Consider the following 17504-nt stretch of genomic DNA (forward strand, 5'->3'; position numbering starts at 1 on the left):
TTATGTTCCCATTTGTCCACACTACATTATTAACATCAACTGACGATACAGAAAGTAATCCACCGTTAATCTTCTTCTCGACCATATAAAAATAAAGTCCGAATCTCATTTTTACGCATAATTCTTTTTAGAAACGTGCAGGGGTTTTTTGACACCTATTGCTCTGCAGGGAATGGGACTAAATTTATAGATGTAGATTAATAATTAATGTAATAATCTCTCCAAAGTTCTACCTAACAATCCACTCAAACGTCTACCGTAGCCGAAAATAAAGTGATACTGTATTAATTTTATTACAAAATTACCAAAAATATTTTATAATAGGACTGCATAGACTTTGGATGTCAACTTAGAAATTCAATAACAGGTAAATGAAAACTTTTTAAAAAGAAGAGTTGACCTGGCTAAAGGCCGTGATTAATTAAACAGGAGGTATTGACCAGAGGAGCAATATCCCATGGTCAGTAGCAAATTTTGAGCAGTAGAAGCCAAAACTTCTAACATCTGGCCACCTCCAGTGACTGGTTCCTAGAAAGTAATTGGAGAGTGGAGACTCTGTGTGCAACGTGTCCGCCCCACATAAATCGCAGAGAACCGAATTGGATAGGTTCAAAAATATTACGCAGACGTAATATGATATTTTGAATAACAGCATAGAACCGACCTGATTAGATAATCTAACCTAATCTAATTAGATAGATCGGAAAAGAAGTATTACGAGTACGTAATATAAAATTTTAAGAGAATATTAGGGGAAATATATAGAATTACCCTATAAATGTTGATTTTACTTAAATTCCTATAAAAATCCAACCCAAAGGTGATACGATGCTAAGAAGACAGCTAGGAACCCTATTCCTGGTAACCTGCCTTATTTTAACTACTTTACCCACTGTATTAGGCGGTCAGGACACAAAAACTATAACTGTTGCCGGAGATGGAAGCGGAGACTACAACTGTGACGGAAAAGACGATCACGTCCAGATTAACCAGGCGCTGGAATATGCAGCAAATAATCCAGGCACAACTGTCCACCTTAAAGGCCCATTCACATATGTTATAGGCGATTCACTTCTGATAGGTAGCGCTACAACCCTTGAAGGAGATTCCGGTGTAACACTTAAACTTGCCCCAGGACTACCAGTATGGGGTGGGCGTGAGAGTAGTATTGCAGGAAAGAAAGCTATGCTTATGATTAGAGGCAGTTCTGCAACTGATGTTACAATAAGAAACTTGACGGTTGATGGTAGTCAGAGTGACTATTATTCTGGTGTCAAGCTTGGAACTTCCTGTTATAACATGGCAACTATAGTAAATTGCAATGGATTAACAATTCAGAAAGTTACATTCCAGAACGGATGTAATGATGCTATGCTGATTTCAAAGTCCAGCAACGTAATGATAGATACGGTAACCGTAAACAAATGTGGACATGACGGCGTATATGCCTATCATGTAAATGGCATTACAGTTAAGAATTCTAAATTCATTAACAGGACTAATTCATCCGTTCGGTTCGATTCCGTTACCGATGGAGTCATGAAAAACAACGAATGTACCACATCCGGCGGCGGATATGCAGGCCTGGAATTACAGGGAACTCTTAAGAACATAGAAGCTTCTGGAAACCATTTCCATGACTTAGCTGCCCCTGCAATAGTACATTTAAACACACAAGAAAGCAATGTAAATATCCACGATAACAAAATTGTAAATTGTGGATAAGGAAACTTTATTAATTGGAAAACTCTCAGTTAATGAACTGAGAGCCAATCCAATTCATTTTCCTGAACATATATTAAGATTAAAACTTATGTGGTTGCCTGCTATGCAGTTAACTTTTAAGTTTACACAATTTTTAAGAAATATACACTAAGGAATAATCTGGTTTTCTCAGGAATTTATTAACAGCATTTCCTGTAATGCTCCACTTTGTTTCAAACCACTACATGTTCTCATTCTTTGTATTTCAAATCTTAGAAATGCTCTTATTGCTATCATAATACGTGCTCTCTGCACACAATTTCTCCTTGCCTGAAAGCGTTCTACTCCACAAAACTGTTTAATTCCCTGTGGTATCCAATTTTCCAGGCTTTCCTTGACAACTCTTCTCTTCCTGCATATTCAGTATATCTATAGCCAGGTATTTCCTATCCCCATCTTTGGAAACTATCCAAAATACCTTAATAAAACAGTATTCCTTCAGATGAACCGTTACTTCAAATAAGCCGTTACTTCAAATGAGCCGTTACTTCAAATGAGCCGTTACTTCAAATGAGCCGTTACCTCAAATGAGCCGTTACTTCAAATGAGCCGTTACTTCAAATGAGCCGTTACTTCAGATGAGCCGTTACTTCAGATGAGCCGTTACTTCAGATGAGCCGTACTTCAGATGAGCCGTTACTTCAGATGAGCCGTTACTTCAGATGAGCCGTTATTCCGTTTGGTGGAGTAATTAATAATTCAATAGAAAACATAGGGGAGTGGGTACAGGACGAATACCATATCAGCTACAAAGGAGCGCCTCCAGACGTCAGGGCATGGGAAAGCCCCTCCCAGGATTTGTCCACCTTGGTAAGAATAAGAAGGGGGTGGGAGCTGGAACGGAAATGCAGGCTGTTGCAGGCCGGCTGAAAGGCTTTTTGCGGCACAGGATAAAAGGCTTAACAGCCTGGAATTCAGGATTGCTAAGGAGGTTTGGTTATCTGGAAAAACCCCTAAAAAATTTTATGCCCGTTTATCCATTTCGCTGTTTTTTCATTCTTCCTTTCAGTATTGAGTGAATTTTTCCCTGATCTCCATACAGAATCCCGGGCAAATTTCATTCGTTCTTTCTGCTTATGGTCCCCTTTGAGCTCCCCGTCTCCAGGATTACAGAAGCAGCCAGTTTTAAAGAGATATCTGCCTTATTTGCTGCGTCCTGTGCCATCTGGCAATCAAGAGGTGTTTCATCTACATGGATGAGGTTAAAAGCAATTGTCTCCCCTCACTTCTCAATTACGGATGGGCCGTGAATCCTTTCTATGTGTTTCATTCCAATTTCCAGGGCAGGTATGCTGAGATAATTGATAGTGCCGTCTTCAAAGGCTTCAAAGGCTTCAAAGGCTTCAAAGGCTTCAAAGGCTTCATTGCCCTGGCGCAGCCGATACCAAAAATCAGTATGGCTTTCATTGCGGTCGGAAATCGATTCATAAACCTTCAGCAGGAAATCTGTTAAATCTCCAGATTTAGTGGGTAGTTGACTCACGTATTTTCCACAGGCAACTATCAAAGCAGGAAGTTTGTGTGGAATATTGATCATACTTCGCTGCGTCGACTGTTAATCTTTTATTGGTACAAGGGCTGATTTATCTAAACAAGCTGCTTGAAATGCAACTTTTCAGCAAATATGTGCCATCCCTTTTTCTGACGGGCACGGTTTTTCTATCCCGGATTCAGTTCCATTTTCAAGGAATTGGCAGGCTTTTTCGAGGTCTTCGACTATAATTGTTGCCATGTCCGGAGTAAAGTTTTCTCTTACGACTATGCGCATTATCTCGATATCCGCCGCATTTTCCGGGAGACAGTAGGCAGGGACTATCCAGCCCCTTTCCCTCAATTTGTGTGAGAGCTGGAGCAGGGAATAGCCAGTCTCCTCTTTTTGTCTGAAAGCAATTATAGGGAGCCGTTCTCCTTTGTTCAGCATTTCGAAACGGCCCAGACTGTCAACCTTCTTTGCGAGATCCTGGGAAACGTCAAGGATTTTTTTCATTATTCCGGTATAGCCAGCTCTTCCGAACCTTAAAAAATTGTAATATTGAGCCGCAACCATTGCACTGCCTCCTGAAAAGTTCAGGGTGTACGAATCTTCCATTTCCCCAAGGTAGTTTACATGGAAAATCAGGTCTTCGGGGAGGGCATTTTTATTACGGAAGATCAGCCAGCCAAGGCCCGGATAAGTCAATCCGTACTTATGCCCTGAAACATTTATGGATTTTACTCTTTCCAGCCTGAAGTCCCACTCAAAATTCGGTTCGGTAAAAGGCAATATGAAGCCGCCACTTGCAGCATCGATATGGATAGGTATGTCCCAGCCTTTTTCTTTTTCATATTCCAGAAGTAAATCGTTAATGTCTTTTACAGGATCTATTTCTCCTGTAAAGGTTGTCCCCAGGACGCAACCGACACAGATTGTGTTCTCGTCAATCCTTTCTGCGACAGCTTCAGCCGTGATTGTGCGCCTATCTTTATCTATAGGAACTTTTCTGGCATCAACATCAAAGTACCTGGCAAACTTATCCCAGCAAACGTGAGCATCGTTTCCGAAAATTATGTTTGGTTTATCCGTACCTCGCTCAGATTTTTTCCAGTTCCATTTATGAGCCAGCAATCCCAGCATTATAGCTTCTGAAGAGCCGGCGGTTGACGTGCCCACAAAATCGGTGCGATGGCCATTAAAAAGGCGCCCGAGCATATTCACAATATTGTGGTGAATAACTCTGGAAGTTTGGGGATATTCGAAAACATCTATGATATTTTTGCTAATATTTTCCATAACAAGCTTATCTGCTTCCGGTTCCATCCATGTGTTGACAAAGCTTGCCAGATTAAGGAAAGGATTGCCGTCGAGGCTCTGCTCATCATGTACCAGTTGATAAGCTGCCCTTGGGCTCATACCATCCTCAGGAAATTCATACTTTGGAATACCTTTTTCTCCTGTTTTTGGGACATACCTAGCACTGTATGCTCCAACACGGTATTTTTTAGACTCATCCATACTTTCCAGATTCATTTTCCTTGAAATCATAACTTTAACCCCCCACAGATACAGTAACAAACTCCTCTGTCTTCCCGGCTTACTTTGAAAAAAACGAAAAATACAAAGCTGCTGAAAGACGAGTTTGGGTTTCTAATTAATTATCTCCATTCCTTTTTATAATAACCGTCTAATTTATTTTGTTATTGAGAAAATTTCCATAACACTGTTTTCATTTCGATAGCAATTGTGATTTTTAAATAAAAACTCCCTGAAGAGACTTTATGGTAATCACAGAAATGAGTTGGCACCCTTGACCTCTGCCTGTAAAAATCAGGCAGGGGTAAAAAAGGAGTTTCAGGTGCTTTCAACGATTTAGGAGGCGATTTAAGGTTTGTGTCTGTCGTGTAGAGACACTTATCTATACTACCAGCTGATATTTAATACTTTCATTGATATTCTTGCTACATCATGACAAATATATTATTTATAATCTTACCAACATAAAACTATTGTTTTTCTCAAACGTTTGCGGATACAGGTTGATAAAATATTAGAAATAAACCCAAAAATCAAAAGTCGCATAACATATTAAAAATACAAAAATAAAAAAATAGCAAAACATGACAGTGTGCCCGATTAAAGAAATGTTGAAACAGCGTTCAAGAAAGGTATCGGGATGAAGAAAAAACGGGACTTCTTTATTCTGCTCTTTACTTACAAATTTCAAAAGCTCTACAAGCCCGAGAAAAATAATCCGGATGCCCATGGCTAAGGGAAATAGCTTTTATTCTGCCAGGATCAGCCTTCAAAAACTCTGCGTTAGTGAACTACCCCGCCCTGCTTTCTGATGAAAGCGAGGACGGAGCTTCCTTCGAGTGATTACGTCACCTGGATATTTGCATAATGAAATTATCCATCTGTAATCCTGTTTGTCGAAGATTATCAGAATCTTTCTGATAGCCTGTCTACAAAACATTTTGTGATAAGAATCACTTCATGATGTTGATAGCACTATTTCTATCCCTATCAATTACGTTTCCACAATCACATTTCATAGTTCTTTCCCAAAGAGGCATATCTTGTCTTTTCTTCAGTTGGATTGATCTTTATCTTCTTCGTCAGATGCATATTTGCCCTGGTTATCCACATATTGCTTCAGTATATCTAAGGTTACTTGCCCTGTTTATGCGATAAAATACGATCTTGACCAGAACGTATCTTTCCATAACATAGTTTTTACTTCTGGAAAATTCTTGCGAATCTCCCTTGAAGTTATTGTCTTGATGGTGTTAATATACTTTGGAATATCAAGCGAAGGTTTTGCTGAAAATAATAAATGAAAGTGTTCTTTATCACACTCGATATTCAGCACTTCAACATCGAATGTTTCACTTATCTATGGATTTTTGTTTTGAGAAAATCAACAACTAAAGGGTTCGTTAGAGCTTTTCTCCTATATTTCACACACTGAATGAAATGAGAATAGAGTAAATACACAGAATGATTTCCAAGATACAGTTTATACTGCATAGTTATAACCATATTGATATACTTATATATATAAATAATTATGTTACTGTTGTTTTGTAGAAGTTGATGGCTTTCATCCCCCACCTGCCAGCCTTCGGCTGTCGAGGAAAGGGACTTCCCGCCTTAGAGTTAAAAATGCAGGCTGGAGTAACTGCTGCATCCATCAACACAGTGTGCTCTTCATTCCCTGCCCAGACTTTGATTACAGGTCTATAGAGAGTAAAAGGCGTTTGATCTTTTAAGTTATTCAAATATCCGGGGAGACTACCTGCCCGGCTTCTTTCCCCACGATTAGAGTAACCATTGTGGGTTCGTTTAAGAGAAAGGCAATTACAACGGCGAGGACTGTGGCGTGCGAGGTCCTGTGCATGCGCGATGAGTTCTTCCCTGGAAATCCAAAGTTCTGAATAACGTTTCTTCAACGCTTCGATACGTGAGGATACTACTGTCTCGGGCGACAGGATTAATTTCCATGTACAGCTTTTACTCCCGAGTCGGGTTTCAATAAACCTTTCAAATAGAGAAACCCTTTTGTCAGGGATGATATGATAAAAGCTACTCGGGATAGGGGGCAATTTCCAGGGTAATCAGTTTTGTTCATTATCAATTCATTCCCCTCAGGGACGTTTTTCTATGATGTCAATATGATTTCTTCCTTAGGCGGCTGTTTTTGAATTATTGTATCACTTTCAAGAGAATCTTGGTACAGGTTTATATCAGGGCGCATTTAATATTGGGCTTTACCTCTTTATTTTACAGGATAATTATCTATCCATATCTGACATTTTCGACCTTTATAAGTTAACAGGAGCAGTTTGAAATAAGAGAACGGAGTTTGGAATAAGATTTCTCGGAGAATTTGCCGCCCATCAGGGGAGGTTGGGTGTGTACCGAATTCTCATCACAAAAAGAGTTACTCTAAACCGAATTACACGGAACTGATACTATGGCAAATGATTTTAGAAAAGTAGGAAAGACAGGCAAAACCAAAGGTGCAGGCAGAGCTGATAATGCCGGTGGCACAGCCTATGACCGCCTGAATAAAGCACTTAAGCCTTATGAGAAAACCCTTAAGAAAAACCCTGAGGATGCAACCGCCTGGGCAGGTAAAGCCGCAGTGTTTCTAAGGCACAGAATGTACAGGGATTCCCTGAAAGCCTTTGAAAAAGCTCTTGAAATCGAACCTGAGAATCCTGCCTACCTTTACGAAAAAGGTTTCACACTTCTTCAGCTCAACAGGGATGAAGATGCCCTGCAGGCTTTTGACAGGCTGCTTGAAATCAAGCCAAACAGCGACAAGACCTGGAACCTTAAAACCTTAGTCCACTGCAGGCTCGGACAGCACGAAAAAGCCCTTGCAGCCTCTGAAAAAGCCCTTGCAGCCAATCCCAAACTTGCAGGTGCCTGGCACGCAAAAGGCTCTGCCCTCGCTGACCTCGGCAAATACGAAGAAGCCATAACGGCTTATGATACCGCCCTCAAAATAAACCCGAACCTTTCCCGAGCCTGGGAAGGCAAAGGCTTTGCTCTCTACAGCCTGGACAGACATGTGGAAGCCTTAATAGCCTACGATGCCGCCCTCAAAATAAACCCTGACAATGCAAAGACATGGGTCGGAAAAAGCCTTGTCCATCTCAAGCTCGGTAAACATAAAAAAGCGCTTGGGCCCTGCAGTCAGGCCATCTCAATAAAGCCCAATTTTGCGGAAGCCTGGTACTGTAAAGGTATGGCACTCTCCGGCCTGGAAAAAAATGAAGAAGCTTTTGGAGCTCTTGAAAGAGCTCTCAGGATTAATCCGGACTATGCCGAAGCTCGAAAAGCCAGAAATTCCTTGAGCTCAAAACTCGGATTCGACCTGAATGAAGAGGAAGACGAAGAGGAAAGAGAAGAGGGAAGGCCGAAAGTAAGCAGAAGTGTATGGACAAGGAAGGAACCAACAAGCGAGATAATGAAGAAAAGTTGGGGTCAGGGGAGAAAGCAGAGAGGAGAGAGACCTAAAAAAAGTGAATGGACAAGGAAAGAGCCAAAAGAAGAGAAGACTGAGAAAAACATGAGTAAAGGACGGGAGAGAAAAAAGTAATTTTCAATCCGTTCATATTTTGGTTAGATGCTTAACCACCTGCTTAGAGTATATGGTTAATCTGTTCTATAAGGCTGGAAAATATATCCTCTCCTGCAAGGACAAGAATTAGATATTACCGGATTCAATTTTTTTATAATATAGTTTTTATGCCATTGGCCAGGAGAAAGATTTTCCTGCACTCTGTTTAGTGAGATCTATTCTACAGTTAAACCAGAATTATTTTTTTGGAGAAACCAGATTGAATTAGAACCACTAAAAGTAAGAAAATATGAAAGAAAGCACCAGAACAGTGATTTCTGCGCTCGTCTTATTTCTGCGCTCGTCTTATTTTTGCACTCGTCTTATTTTTGCACTCGTCTTATTTCTGCGCTCGTCTTTGTTCTCCGGTTTATCTATTTTTATTCACATCGGATTCTTTCAGATGGATTTTTATATTTTGAAGTATCTTCATCCAGAAAATTAGTCCAATTATATAAGTTTGCAAAAATTTTTTGATGACCTTGAAGGTGATCTTACGCTTCAAAATGTGGCTCAAGTGTGTGATATAAATTGCCCGACGGAAAATCCTCTAAGGCACGGTCCGAATGTCCTGTTAAACATTTTTAACGACATGGAGTTCAATAGTCCTCTGTATTACTTTACTCTGCCAGGTTTCACTCTTGTAGCAGTCGGGTTGTATATATACCTTAATGATGTGCAACCCTTTTATCCTGGCGGAAGTTTTAATCTCGAGTCTGCTGTTTTGATGTCGCTGCTGACTTTCATTGGGATTTTTATGGCTTTTACCGGAATACTGCTACATTCGATAGCTGGTTTGATCAGATATAAAGCTAACAATTTCTGAGAATCAACAGTGGAAACGAGACTAAAAAACCCTGAATCAGGTCCACAAGGTAAAATGAAAGGAATAGAGAAATGAAAGGAAAAAATAAACCTTTCTTTTCCAGCGCTCGAGTAGATGTTAATGATTTTGCCATTTTTTCGGGAGGAAAGGGAATATATTTCTGGAAACAAAATTCCTGAAAACAAGTTAGGAGTTAAAAAATATCTTAAATGAAAGACCTGAAAAAAGAATTCAGGAGAAAAAGCCTGAAAGATGTAAATAATGCAACTGAATCATTTTACCGGATCATGTAACTGAATCATTTAATCGCATCATGAAACCAAATTATGTAACAGTGACCTTACTGAATCTCCACCTTGCAATCAAAAACATTATTCCTGCAAAAGCCAGCAGGGCAAAATAGGAAATAAAGATCTCTCCCTGTGTGTAAGTATAACGGATCCCAATTGCAGAAAAATCGCTTCCAATTGCAAAATACCTGATCCCACTGACAAGATGAGTGAGTGGGTTGATTGTGGACAGAGCGCGGAGCACAGGCGGGAAAGAGTCTACAGGATAAAGTGCATTGCTTGTGAAAAAGAAAGGCATGGTAAGCAAGGTTATTACTGCCTGCATCCCTCGGGGCTTTCCATGGTTATTGCGATTGCAGCCGAAAGGAAAAGAAATCCGAGGGAAAACGTGCCTACAAAAACCATGATCCCGGCCAGAGAGTAAAGGATCTGCACCGGAGGGTATCCTTCAAAAAACTGGACCCCGAGCAAGAGCCCGAATATCATGATAACGGATGCCTGAATAAAGGACTTGGTCATGCCGGAAAGCCCTATACCTATTATCACATGAATTCTTGGAATCGGACTTGAAAGGGTTTCACGCATGAGCCCCCAGTTTTTGTCAAAAAGCAGCACTGTTCCTCCGAACAGGCTTGTAAAAAGTGTGGTCATTGCAATAACGCCTGCTCCTATGAAGGTCAGGTAGCCGACAGTCCTGACTCCAGGAAGGACCGGGAGAGTTGCAGTCAACCGATCAAAGTTGTTGGACATCGCAATCCCGAAAAAGGCAAGCCAGAGTGCCGGCTGGACAAGAGACGCAAACAGGAGGGTCCTGAACCTGACAAACCTGAGCATGTCCCGCCAGTAAATGGTAAGAAAACCCGTGTGCATCTTTTAGCGCCTCCCTGCCCACACGATTGCCACCGACCCATTCTCTGCCCCCTCTTCCCTGAACTCCCTGCCGGTGTAGTGGACAAAAACATCATCCATTGAAGGTTTTTTGAGGTTTACAGCCTTAACCCTGATCCCCCCGTTTCGAAGTATATCCATGATCTCAGGCAGCAGATAGGTGCCGTCCTCATTGACCATGACAACAATTCCCTTTGTTTATTTCCTGATACCTTTTACGCTGGAAAGCCCTTTGAGCAAACCTGAAGCAACAGCATTGTCGCTGGTTTCAAGGTAAATAAGGTCTTCACCAAGGGCGTTTTTTAATTTCCAGGGCTTGCCCGTTACAATAATTTTCCCGTGGTCTATGATGCTTATCCTGTCACTGAGCTTGTCAGCTTCGTCCATATAATGGGTTGTCAGGAAAATGGTTGTGCCCTGCCGGTTGATATCCTTCACATATTCCCAGATCCTTATCCTTGTCTGAGGGTCAAGCCCGATTGTAGGCTCGTCCATAAAAAGCACTTGTGGGTGGGTCATAAGCCCCCTCGCAATCTCAAGCCTGCGCTTCATCCCACCGCTGAGGTGCCTTGTAAGAGTATCCCGCTTTCCTTCAAGCTCGACCAGTTTAATCAACTCCTCAATCCTTTCCTGCCTTGCAGCTTTCGGCATGGAATTGAGTCTTCCATGGTACTCCAGAATCTCCCTCACAGTCATATCCCTGTCAAGGGTCAGTTCCTGAAAGACAATTCCTATAGATTCCCTTATCTTTTCAGGGTCGGTTTTCACATCAAACCCTGCAATCCTTACGCTCCCTTTCTGGATTGGCAAAAGGGTCGTCAGAATATTGATTACAGTACTTTTCCCTGCCCCATTTGGCCCTAAAAATGAGAAGTTTGCCTCCGGATCAAAAATTTTTACACTATCTCTCTTCTTTGCAAGGCCACCAGATAAGCTGGCGGAGGCGCTTATATTTATATGTGAATTCAAAAGAGGTTCCCGAGGGTAAGGGAAACAGTCTTCGGAGAAGGAAGACATTTCTGAACTCAATTTATATAGTGACGGTATGAATTCTCCTGTTACTTTTTGAGTTGCAGGTGAGACAAGTTCAGCCCTGTAAGGAGTAGAATAGAAAAACAAGAAATTCAGCCGGATATTCCGAATAATATCAACCGCATAATCGGGAACCACCAACATTTTGGCAAATCGTTCTTTTCATAAGCCTGGCTAAAGAAAGGCAGCAAAAATTAATTGCTCCGGAGGACAAAGAGAAATCAAACAGATCAGCAGAATAATTTGTACATGACGGATGAGCCGGATTATCTGTTGTTCAATTTGCAGAACTTCAGGTATGCTGCCAGGGAATAAAAAAATGGAATCTTTAGAGTTAGCGTAAACCATCTGTTGAGTTCTTGTAAGCTTCTATGACATCCTGGACTGACTCAAAGATATGGTCCCTACCAATCATTTTGGTTATGCCGTCCCTATCCAGCTCATTAATTACAGGCCGCACCACTTCACTTAATACAAGAGTAACACCCAGTTTTTGCAGCTGAATGCATACATTTTTTAACGCCTCTATAGCGGTGAAATCTATATCTCCAATGTTCGTTGCAGAAATGCAAAACCACTTAAGTGAGCCATCTTTTTTGGCAAGTTCAATTATTTCTTTTGTGAAACGGTTTTCGTTAGCAAAGTAGAGATTTGAACCAAAACGATAGATCAACAGGCCTTCAACAGCTTGCTGTCCTTTTTCAAGTGGAACTGCCCTCATGGCTCCTCCGGGTTTTGGAACAAGCAGCAGGTTAAGAGGTCTGTAACTGTGGCGCAGGTGAGCAATGATCGAGAGTAAAATAGCTATCACTATTCCCTGCTCGACGCCTATAACTACGACCGTCATAGCTGTTATCAGGGCGACATTGAATTCGACAGGGCGCTGTCTGTGAAGAGCGGTCATCCCCTCAGTATCGATAAGTCGCAGGCCAATTAGGAATACCACCGATGAAAGTACGGCTGTGGGCAAATAGGCAAATGGCCTTGTAAAGAACATAAGAACTATCAGGACTATGAAGACTGTTGTGAGCTGAGTCAGCTGGGTACGCCCTCCGGCACTTCTGACCATCTCGGTCTTGGTCGGGCTGCCGTTGACCACGAAAGTGCCTGATATCCCTGCTGCTGCATTAGCGAGGCTCAATCCGATGAGATCTGAATTCTCATTGAATGTGTCGGAAAACTTCATAGCATAAGCCCGGGACGTTGCAGCACTCTGGGCAAGGATGATAATAAAACAGGCTACTGAGATGTTAAGGAGTTTTGGGATATCAGAAAGTGGGACTTGAGGAAAAGATAGATGAGGCAAACCTCCGGGTACTGTATCAAGGATGTTAATCCCGTAAAAAGAAAAATCGAACATCCAGCTTGCAGTAATTGCCCCGATGATTGCTATTAGTGCACCTGGAACTTTGCTTCCAATCCTTTCGCTAAGAACAATAATCCCGATTACGGATAACGAGACTATGAGTGTGGGAATATTTGTAAGAGCCAGGTCTCTCAATAAAGACGCAAGCTGCATAAATGTTCCAGATGACCCTGTGGATATCCCAAACATCCCACCAAGCTGTGAGATCGAGATACTGATGCCAACACCGGTAAGAAATCCTATCAGGACCGGGTGAGAAAGGAAATCAGCTAGAAAACCGAGTTGTAGCAAGCCTGCAAGAAGAAGAAAGATTGCTACAAGTAGAGCGATCATGCCTGCATATGCAATATATTGAGGAGATTCTGGCACTGCTATTGTTATCAGTCCACTCGCTATAATCGCCGCAGTTGCAGAGTCAGCTCCGACTACAAGATGTCGGGATGACCCGAAAATGGCAAAGGCTAGCATTGGAAGCAGGATTGTGTAGATCCCGGTAACTAAGGGCATACCTGCAATCTTAGTGTACCCCATAACCTCAGGAATAGCAAATGCTGCGAATGCGATCCCTGCAGTGATTTCCAGGGGTATTTGTTTAGGGTTGGAGGGTAATGCTCCCTGGAAGAGGGGGAAGTGAAGGAACCTTTTAGGATTTTGTGCAGGTGCCATATTCGCTTTAATCTCCTAATAAAAAATATTTATGGATTTGAATTCATGTTTCAATCATAATTCATCTATTGGCTTTTAATCAGTATACGTTTTCGAGTTAAAGTTATATTTATAAGGATCAATAAATTAGATTGGTTTTGTATCGTAATTAAATGAAGCAGAATAGAAAAGGGGAGCAAAATGATAGAGATTATACCGGATTTGCCGGAAAACGTCGTTGCAGCTATTGCAAGTGGTAAGGTAACTAGAGAAGATTATGAAAAGGTATTGATTCCTGCAATCGAGGACAAAATACGAAAGTACGGGAAGATTCGTATGCTCTATCAATTGGGCCAGAATTTCACAGGTTTTACCCATGATGCCATGTGGGACGATGCCAAGGTTGGAATATGGCACCTCACTGCATTTGAAAAGATCGCAGTTATCTCAGACGTGGACTGGATAATTGATGCAGTTAAAATATTTAAGTTTGTTATTCCATGTCCGGTGAAAACCTTTAGAAATGAAGAGTTTCCTGAAGCAAAGATCTGGATCAGTGAATGAAAACAGGAAAAATAAAGTAATGAAAAAAAATATGAAAGCTTCTCTTACGACTCCAGAGTTTCTCTGTTTGTAGTCATCTTCATAGAGAAGCTCGTAATTTCCACTTCACTGCGGTGGGATTAACACCTTATCTATTTGATGAATTACCCCATTGCTGGTCAGGATGTCCGCTTCTGTTATGTTTGCGCCTCCAACCTGAATGCCATTGGCTGTCACATTGACAGCGAGTTCTCTTCCTTCAAGTGTCTTGATACTTGTCATGTTTTCAATATCATTTTTCATCAGTATTTTCCCAGCAACAACATGGTAGGTTAAGACTTTATTCAGTTCCTGGGTATTGTTCTCAAGCGCAGGAACCGCATTTACAGGAAGTTGGTCAAAAGCTTCATCAGTTGGAGCAAAAACAGTATAAATTCCATCCTCAGCCAGAGTCATCTCAAGCCCCGCAACGTTGATAAGCTCAACCAGAGTTGCGAAGTTTCTGTCAGCTAACGTTTGCACAATGTTCCTATCACTTTTTTCCACGACATTTAAAATTTCTTGTGGAACACCTTCAGCTTCTTTTGTTAAGTTCTCGCTTTCATTTACCACTTTTTTAGTTTCATTCTCTGGTGCTTTTTGAGAACAGCCGGAAGCGAATAACACTAATGAAATAAGCATCATTGCAATAAGCACAGAACCGAAAAGTTTTATTTTCCCGATAATCTCATCCCCCTTGATAATTTCATCCCCCTTTGATCCCATCCCTCTCTTTATTTATAGAGGTTCATTTTAAGTTTTCTTTGTTAAGTTTTCACCTTCATTTTAAGTTTTCTTTGATAAGTTTTCACCTTCATTTTCGGCTTTCTTTGATAAGTTTTCACCTTCATTTTCGGCTTTCTTTGATAAGTTTTCACCTTCATTTTCGGCTTTCTTTGATAAGTTTTCACCTTCATTTTCGGCTTTCTTTATTAAGTTTTCACCTTCGTTTTCGGCTTTCTTTGTTAAGTTTTCACCTTCATTTTCGGCTTTCTTTGATAAGTTTTCACCTTCGTTTTCGGCTTTCTTTGTTAGGTTTTCACCTATATTTTCAGCTTTTTTTGTTAAGTTCTCGCTTTCATTTACCACTTTTTTAGTTTCATTCTCTGGTGCTTTTTGAGAACAACCGGAGGCAAATAATATTAGTGTGACAAGCATCACTATAATAAGCACAGAACCGAAAAATTTTATTTTCCCGATAACTTCATCCCCCTTTCATTCATACATACATTTGGTAATATATCCCCTATGAATAATATAGATGGGCCTTTATATAATTTTTCTCTCACACGTTGCTACTTCTCCTCCAAACCCTCTTCAAAAATGGAATTAAAAAAGTAAAATTTTGTCTGAACCGGTCTGAATTTTTGAATTCATCGATGCTTTCAATTATTATTAATCTTTGAGCATCGGAACATCAGATGCTATTTCTTTAAAAGAGATATACTCCCTTAAATCAGATTTCAGAATCCTCTTGATCTCTACCCAGTTGCTGTCTCTGGTTTCCGTAAACACATACCCGAAGAGCCCGTATTTCTCATGGTCAGTTTTCCTGAGTTCAAGAGGCTTTTCAAAGTCTGAAAGCAGTTTTTCGTAATCGAAGGTTTGTACCGCTTTTGAATTAATTTCTGCAGGCTTATTCAATATCACAAGGCAGAAACTCTTCCCTTCCTTTCCTGCAAGAACCTTATTCCAGTCCGGTTCAAGCTGCTCAAAGAAATACCTGTAGGTGTTAATTCCATAGGCAAAATGTGCAATATCCGTTGTGCACCAGCCCGCAAAGCGGATCGGATTCAGTTCTATTATCTGGATTCTCCTGTCTTTTCCTACTCTCAGTTCCATATGGAGAGGGAAATTCCTGAGCCCAGCAAGCTTTCCTATTTCTTTTAAAAGATCTTCAACTGTTTCCCTGTAGTTTTCTATAATAGCTTTCGAAGTAAAGTATACCCTATCACTTACATCGTTTTCCGAGGAAAAGATATGCTTCAAGATATCGAGGACTACAGGCTTTCCCGCGCGGTTGAAGTAAGCGTCAACCGCAAATTCTTCTCCTTTAATATTTTCTTCGATAATGAAGTTCCCGGTATCAAGCACCTGAACCGGATAGCGTCCTTTAACTTCCTCGACTTCGGCTTTTATACGCCAGAGGACTGGTTCCCATTCTTCGTCGGTCGAAACCTTGTACACTCCGAGGCTAAAAAAACCTACATCAGGCTTTATGATGAAAGGTTTTTTAATCTCCTCAACCCGAATTTCGTCCAGCTTTTCAAACTCAACACCCTGGAAATAAAAGTCAGGGTATATTCTTTCCAGCAGTTTTCTGAATTTGATTTTGCTCTTGAAAAGCTCTATTTTCTCAGGTAGCTCTGTAAAACCCAAATTTTCCGATATCCAACCAATAGAATTTTCGGAATTGGAATAAAGGGCGTATTCGCCCTCTTCTTTTATTAATTCGATAAACTCGGCTTCTTCAAGAAGCTTCAGCCTTTTTTCCACATCAATTCCAGCTGCCATTTCATTTTTTAGAACAGGAATCTGCATTTCTGCAGCAGTATCTTTCAAAAATTCAGATACGTAGGGGTGATCGAGTATTAACATTTTTCTAACCTTTTTTATGATTGTTGAACCTGGAAACATGAACCCGGAGAAATCTGAATCCGGAGAAATCTGAACCCGAAGAAATCTGAACCCGGATAATAAAAGAGGTTAGTAATATTTATTTTGGCGCTATTAGAAATCTCTTCATCTCTTTGTATCAGGATGTGTTGCGGGAAATTAGTTTTAAGAGAATGTTTTTGTCATTGGAGTCTATCCAGCCAGTAATATAAAGGACTACAGCAAAAACAGGGACAGAGGCAGCACTGAGGATGAGGATATCCGTATATGGACTTAACAGGGGAACGAGCAGAGATATCATGCCTGCGCCTATAAGGGAGAAACGGCTACTTTGAGCGAATTTTCATGTAAAAGATTTTTACGAATCCAGAAAAGCCCGAACATAATAGACCCTAATACTGAAAGTACGGTGGCGACAGCAGCACCTACATAGCTATTTGAAGGAATCAGGACCAGGTTTAAAAATACGTTCAAGAATGCTGCTAAGATGGCTGTTTTTGAGATTATCTGCTGGTTTCCGCTTGAAACGCGTGTCGAACTGATAAGAACACTTTGGAACGTGATGGCTGTTGCCCAGATAAGGATCTGCAACGCAATTACTGATTTCCGATATTCAGGGCTGTAGAAGGTCAGAATGATTTTCTCTGAAGCAAAGGTTACCAGGACTGCAATCAGCAGACCTGCTGCAAACAGGCACTTAAAATATTTAGACATTAAAGGAAACGTGAATGTTGTAAACACTTCCGGGAGGAAGACAAGCGCGTCCGTGGACGGTAGGCTGCAGAACAAAAAAAGCACGAACCGAAAAGAAAGACAATGCTCATTAATTCCAGAAGGACAGCTTCATCGAAACCAGGCAATAAGTGGAATACATTGGTTATAATTGCGCT

18 protein-coding genes are annotated in these 17504 nt (G+C 40.9%); 3 read left to right on the forward strand and 15 right to left on the reverse strand.

The window, feature by feature from the left end:
• Nucleotides 1-828: 828 nt before the first annotated feature.
• Nucleotides 829-1725 carry a right-handed parallel beta-helix repeat-containing protein gene (locus tag MSWH1_RS09770; RefSeq protein ID WP_048128095.1) on the forward strand — a complete coding sequence of 299 codons (897 nt, stop codon included), beginning with the start codon at nucleotides 829-831 and terminating at the stop codon, nucleotides 1723-1725.
• A gap of 1261 nt (nucleotides 1726-2986) precedes the next feature.
• Here the strand turns inward: MSWH1_RS09770 and MSWH1_RS09780 are convergent.
• The 5 genes from MSWH1_RS09780 to MSWH1_RS20560 form a co-directional block, all read right to left on the reverse strand.
• Nucleotides 2987-3301 (reverse strand): hypothetical protein, encoded by a 315-nt coding sequence (locus MSWH1_RS09780; RefSeq protein ID WP_048128099.1) that lies wholly within the window; start codon nucleotides 3299-3301, stop codon nucleotides 2987-2989.
• Between the two features lie 78 nt (nucleotides 3302-3379).
• A complete protein-coding gene (locus MSWH1_RS09785; protein ID WP_048128101.1) occupies nucleotides 3380-4786 on the reverse strand; it encodes a glutamate decarboxylase in 1407 nt (468 codons plus the stop codon).
• 941 nt (nucleotides 4787-5727) lie between these two features.
• Nucleotides 5728-5814 carry a zinc ribbon domain-containing protein gene (locus MSWH1_RS18230; RefSeq protein WP_082088099.1) on the reverse strand — a complete coding sequence of 29 codons (87 nt, stop codon included), beginning with the start codon at nucleotides 5812-5814 and terminating at the stop codon, nucleotides 5728-5730.
• A gap of 107 nt (nucleotides 5815-5921) precedes the next feature.
• Complete coding sequence (tnpA, locus tag MSWH1_RS20180; RefSeq protein ID WP_231585654.1) at nucleotides 5922-6110, reverse strand: IS200/IS605 family transposase; 189 nt, start codon at nucleotides 6108-6110, stop codon at nucleotides 5922-5924.
• 405 nt (nucleotides 6111-6515) lie between these two features.
• Entirely contained in the window at nucleotides 6516-6638 is a 123-nt protein-coding gene (locus tag MSWH1_RS20560; protein ID WP_255350459.1) for a hypothetical protein, read from the reverse strand.
• A 576-nt stretch (nucleotides 6639-7214) separates the two neighbouring features.
• On the opposite strand from MSWH1_RS20560, the gene MSWH1_RS09800 reads away from it, so the two are divergent.
• The gene (locus MSWH1_RS09800) at nucleotides 7215-8348 is read left to right on the forward strand and encodes a tetratricopeptide repeat protein (protein WP_082088100.1); all 1134 of its coding nucleotides are present in this window, start codon (nucleotides 7215-7217) and stop codon (nucleotides 8346-8348) included.
• A gap of 1171 nt (nucleotides 8349-9519) precedes the next feature.
• Here MSWH1_RS09800 and MSWH1_RS20185 read toward each other — a convergent pair.
• From MSWH1_RS20185 to MSWH1_RS09820, 5 genes are all read right to left on the reverse strand, one after another.
• Entirely contained in the window at nucleotides 9520-9810 is a 291-nt protein-coding gene (locus tag MSWH1_RS20185) for an ABC transporter permease (RefSeq protein ID WP_231585653.1), read from the reverse strand.
• Nucleotides 9798-10355 (reverse strand): ABC transporter permease, encoded by a 558-nt coding sequence (locus tag MSWH1_RS09810; RefSeq protein ID WP_231585652.1) that lies wholly within the window; start codon nucleotides 10353-10355, stop codon nucleotides 9798-9800. Before MSWH1_RS09810 ends, MSWH1_RS20185 begins: the two co-directional genes overlap by 13 nt.
• Nucleotides 10356-10358: 3 nt before the next feature.
• On the reverse strand, nucleotides 10359-10553 hold the full coding sequence (locus tag MSWH1_RS20190; protein ID WP_231591722.1) for a DUF4162 domain-containing protein: 195 nt from the start codon (nucleotides 10551-10553) through the stop codon (nucleotides 10359-10361).
• A gap of 18 nt (nucleotides 10554-10571) precedes the next feature.
• Complete coding sequence (locus MSWH1_RS09815) at nucleotides 10572-11342, reverse strand: ABC transporter ATP-binding protein (RefSeq protein WP_231591723.1); 771 nt, start codon at nucleotides 11340-11342, stop codon at nucleotides 10572-10574.
• Nucleotides 11343-11739: 397 nt separating this feature from the next.
• The gene (locus tag MSWH1_RS09820) at nucleotides 11740-13437 is read right to left on the reverse strand and encodes a SulP family inorganic anion transporter (RefSeq protein ID WP_048128107.1); all 1698 of its coding nucleotides are present in this window, start codon (nucleotides 13435-13437) and stop codon (nucleotides 11740-11742) included.
• A 180-nt stretch (nucleotides 13438-13617) separates the two neighbouring features.
• Between MSWH1_RS09820 and MSWH1_RS09825 the strand changes: the two genes are divergently transcribed.
• Nucleotides 13618-13980 (forward strand): STAS/SEC14 domain-containing protein, encoded by a 363-nt coding sequence (locus tag MSWH1_RS09825; protein ID WP_048128108.1) that lies wholly within the window; start codon nucleotides 13618-13620, stop codon nucleotides 13978-13980.
• Between the two features lie 105 nt (nucleotides 13981-14085).
• Here MSWH1_RS09825 and MSWH1_RS09830 read toward each other — a convergent pair whose 3' ends face one another.
• The 5 genes from MSWH1_RS09830 to MSWH1_RS20200 form a co-directional block, all read right to left on the reverse strand.
• Nucleotides 14086-14724 carry a fasciclin domain-containing protein gene (locus MSWH1_RS09830; RefSeq protein ID WP_197074046.1) on the reverse strand — a complete coding sequence of 213 codons (639 nt, stop codon included), beginning with the start codon at nucleotides 14722-14724 and terminating at the stop codon, nucleotides 14086-14088.
• Nucleotides 14725-14784: 60 nt separating this feature from the next.
• Entirely contained in the window at nucleotides 14785-15159 is a 375-nt protein-coding gene (locus tag MSWH1_RS09835) for a hypothetical protein (protein WP_197074587.1), read from the reverse strand.
• Between the two features lie 234 nt (nucleotides 15160-15393).
• A complete protein-coding gene (locus MSWH1_RS09840; RefSeq protein WP_048130387.1) occupies nucleotides 15394-16596 on the reverse strand; it encodes an ATP-grasp domain-containing protein in 1203 nt (400 codons plus the stop codon).
• Between the two features lie 157 nt (nucleotides 16597-16753).
• The gene (locus MSWH1_RS20195) at nucleotides 16754-16915 is read right to left on the reverse strand and encodes a hypothetical protein (protein WP_231585648.1); all 162 of its coding nucleotides are present in this window, start codon (nucleotides 16913-16915) and stop codon (nucleotides 16754-16756) included.
• A gap of 8 nt (nucleotides 16916-16923) precedes the next feature.
• Nucleotides 16924-17328, reverse strand: coding sequence for a polysaccharide biosynthesis C-terminal domain-containing protein (locus MSWH1_RS20200; protein WP_052722654.1), 405 nt, complete (start codon nucleotides 17326-17328; stop codon nucleotides 16924-16926).
• Nucleotides 17329-17504 lie beyond the last annotated feature (176 nt).

The organism is Methanosarcina sp. WH1 (genome assembly GCF_000970005.1).
Taxonomy (GTDB): Archaea; Halobacteriota; Methanosarcinia; order Methanosarcinales; family Methanosarcinaceae; genus Methanosarcina.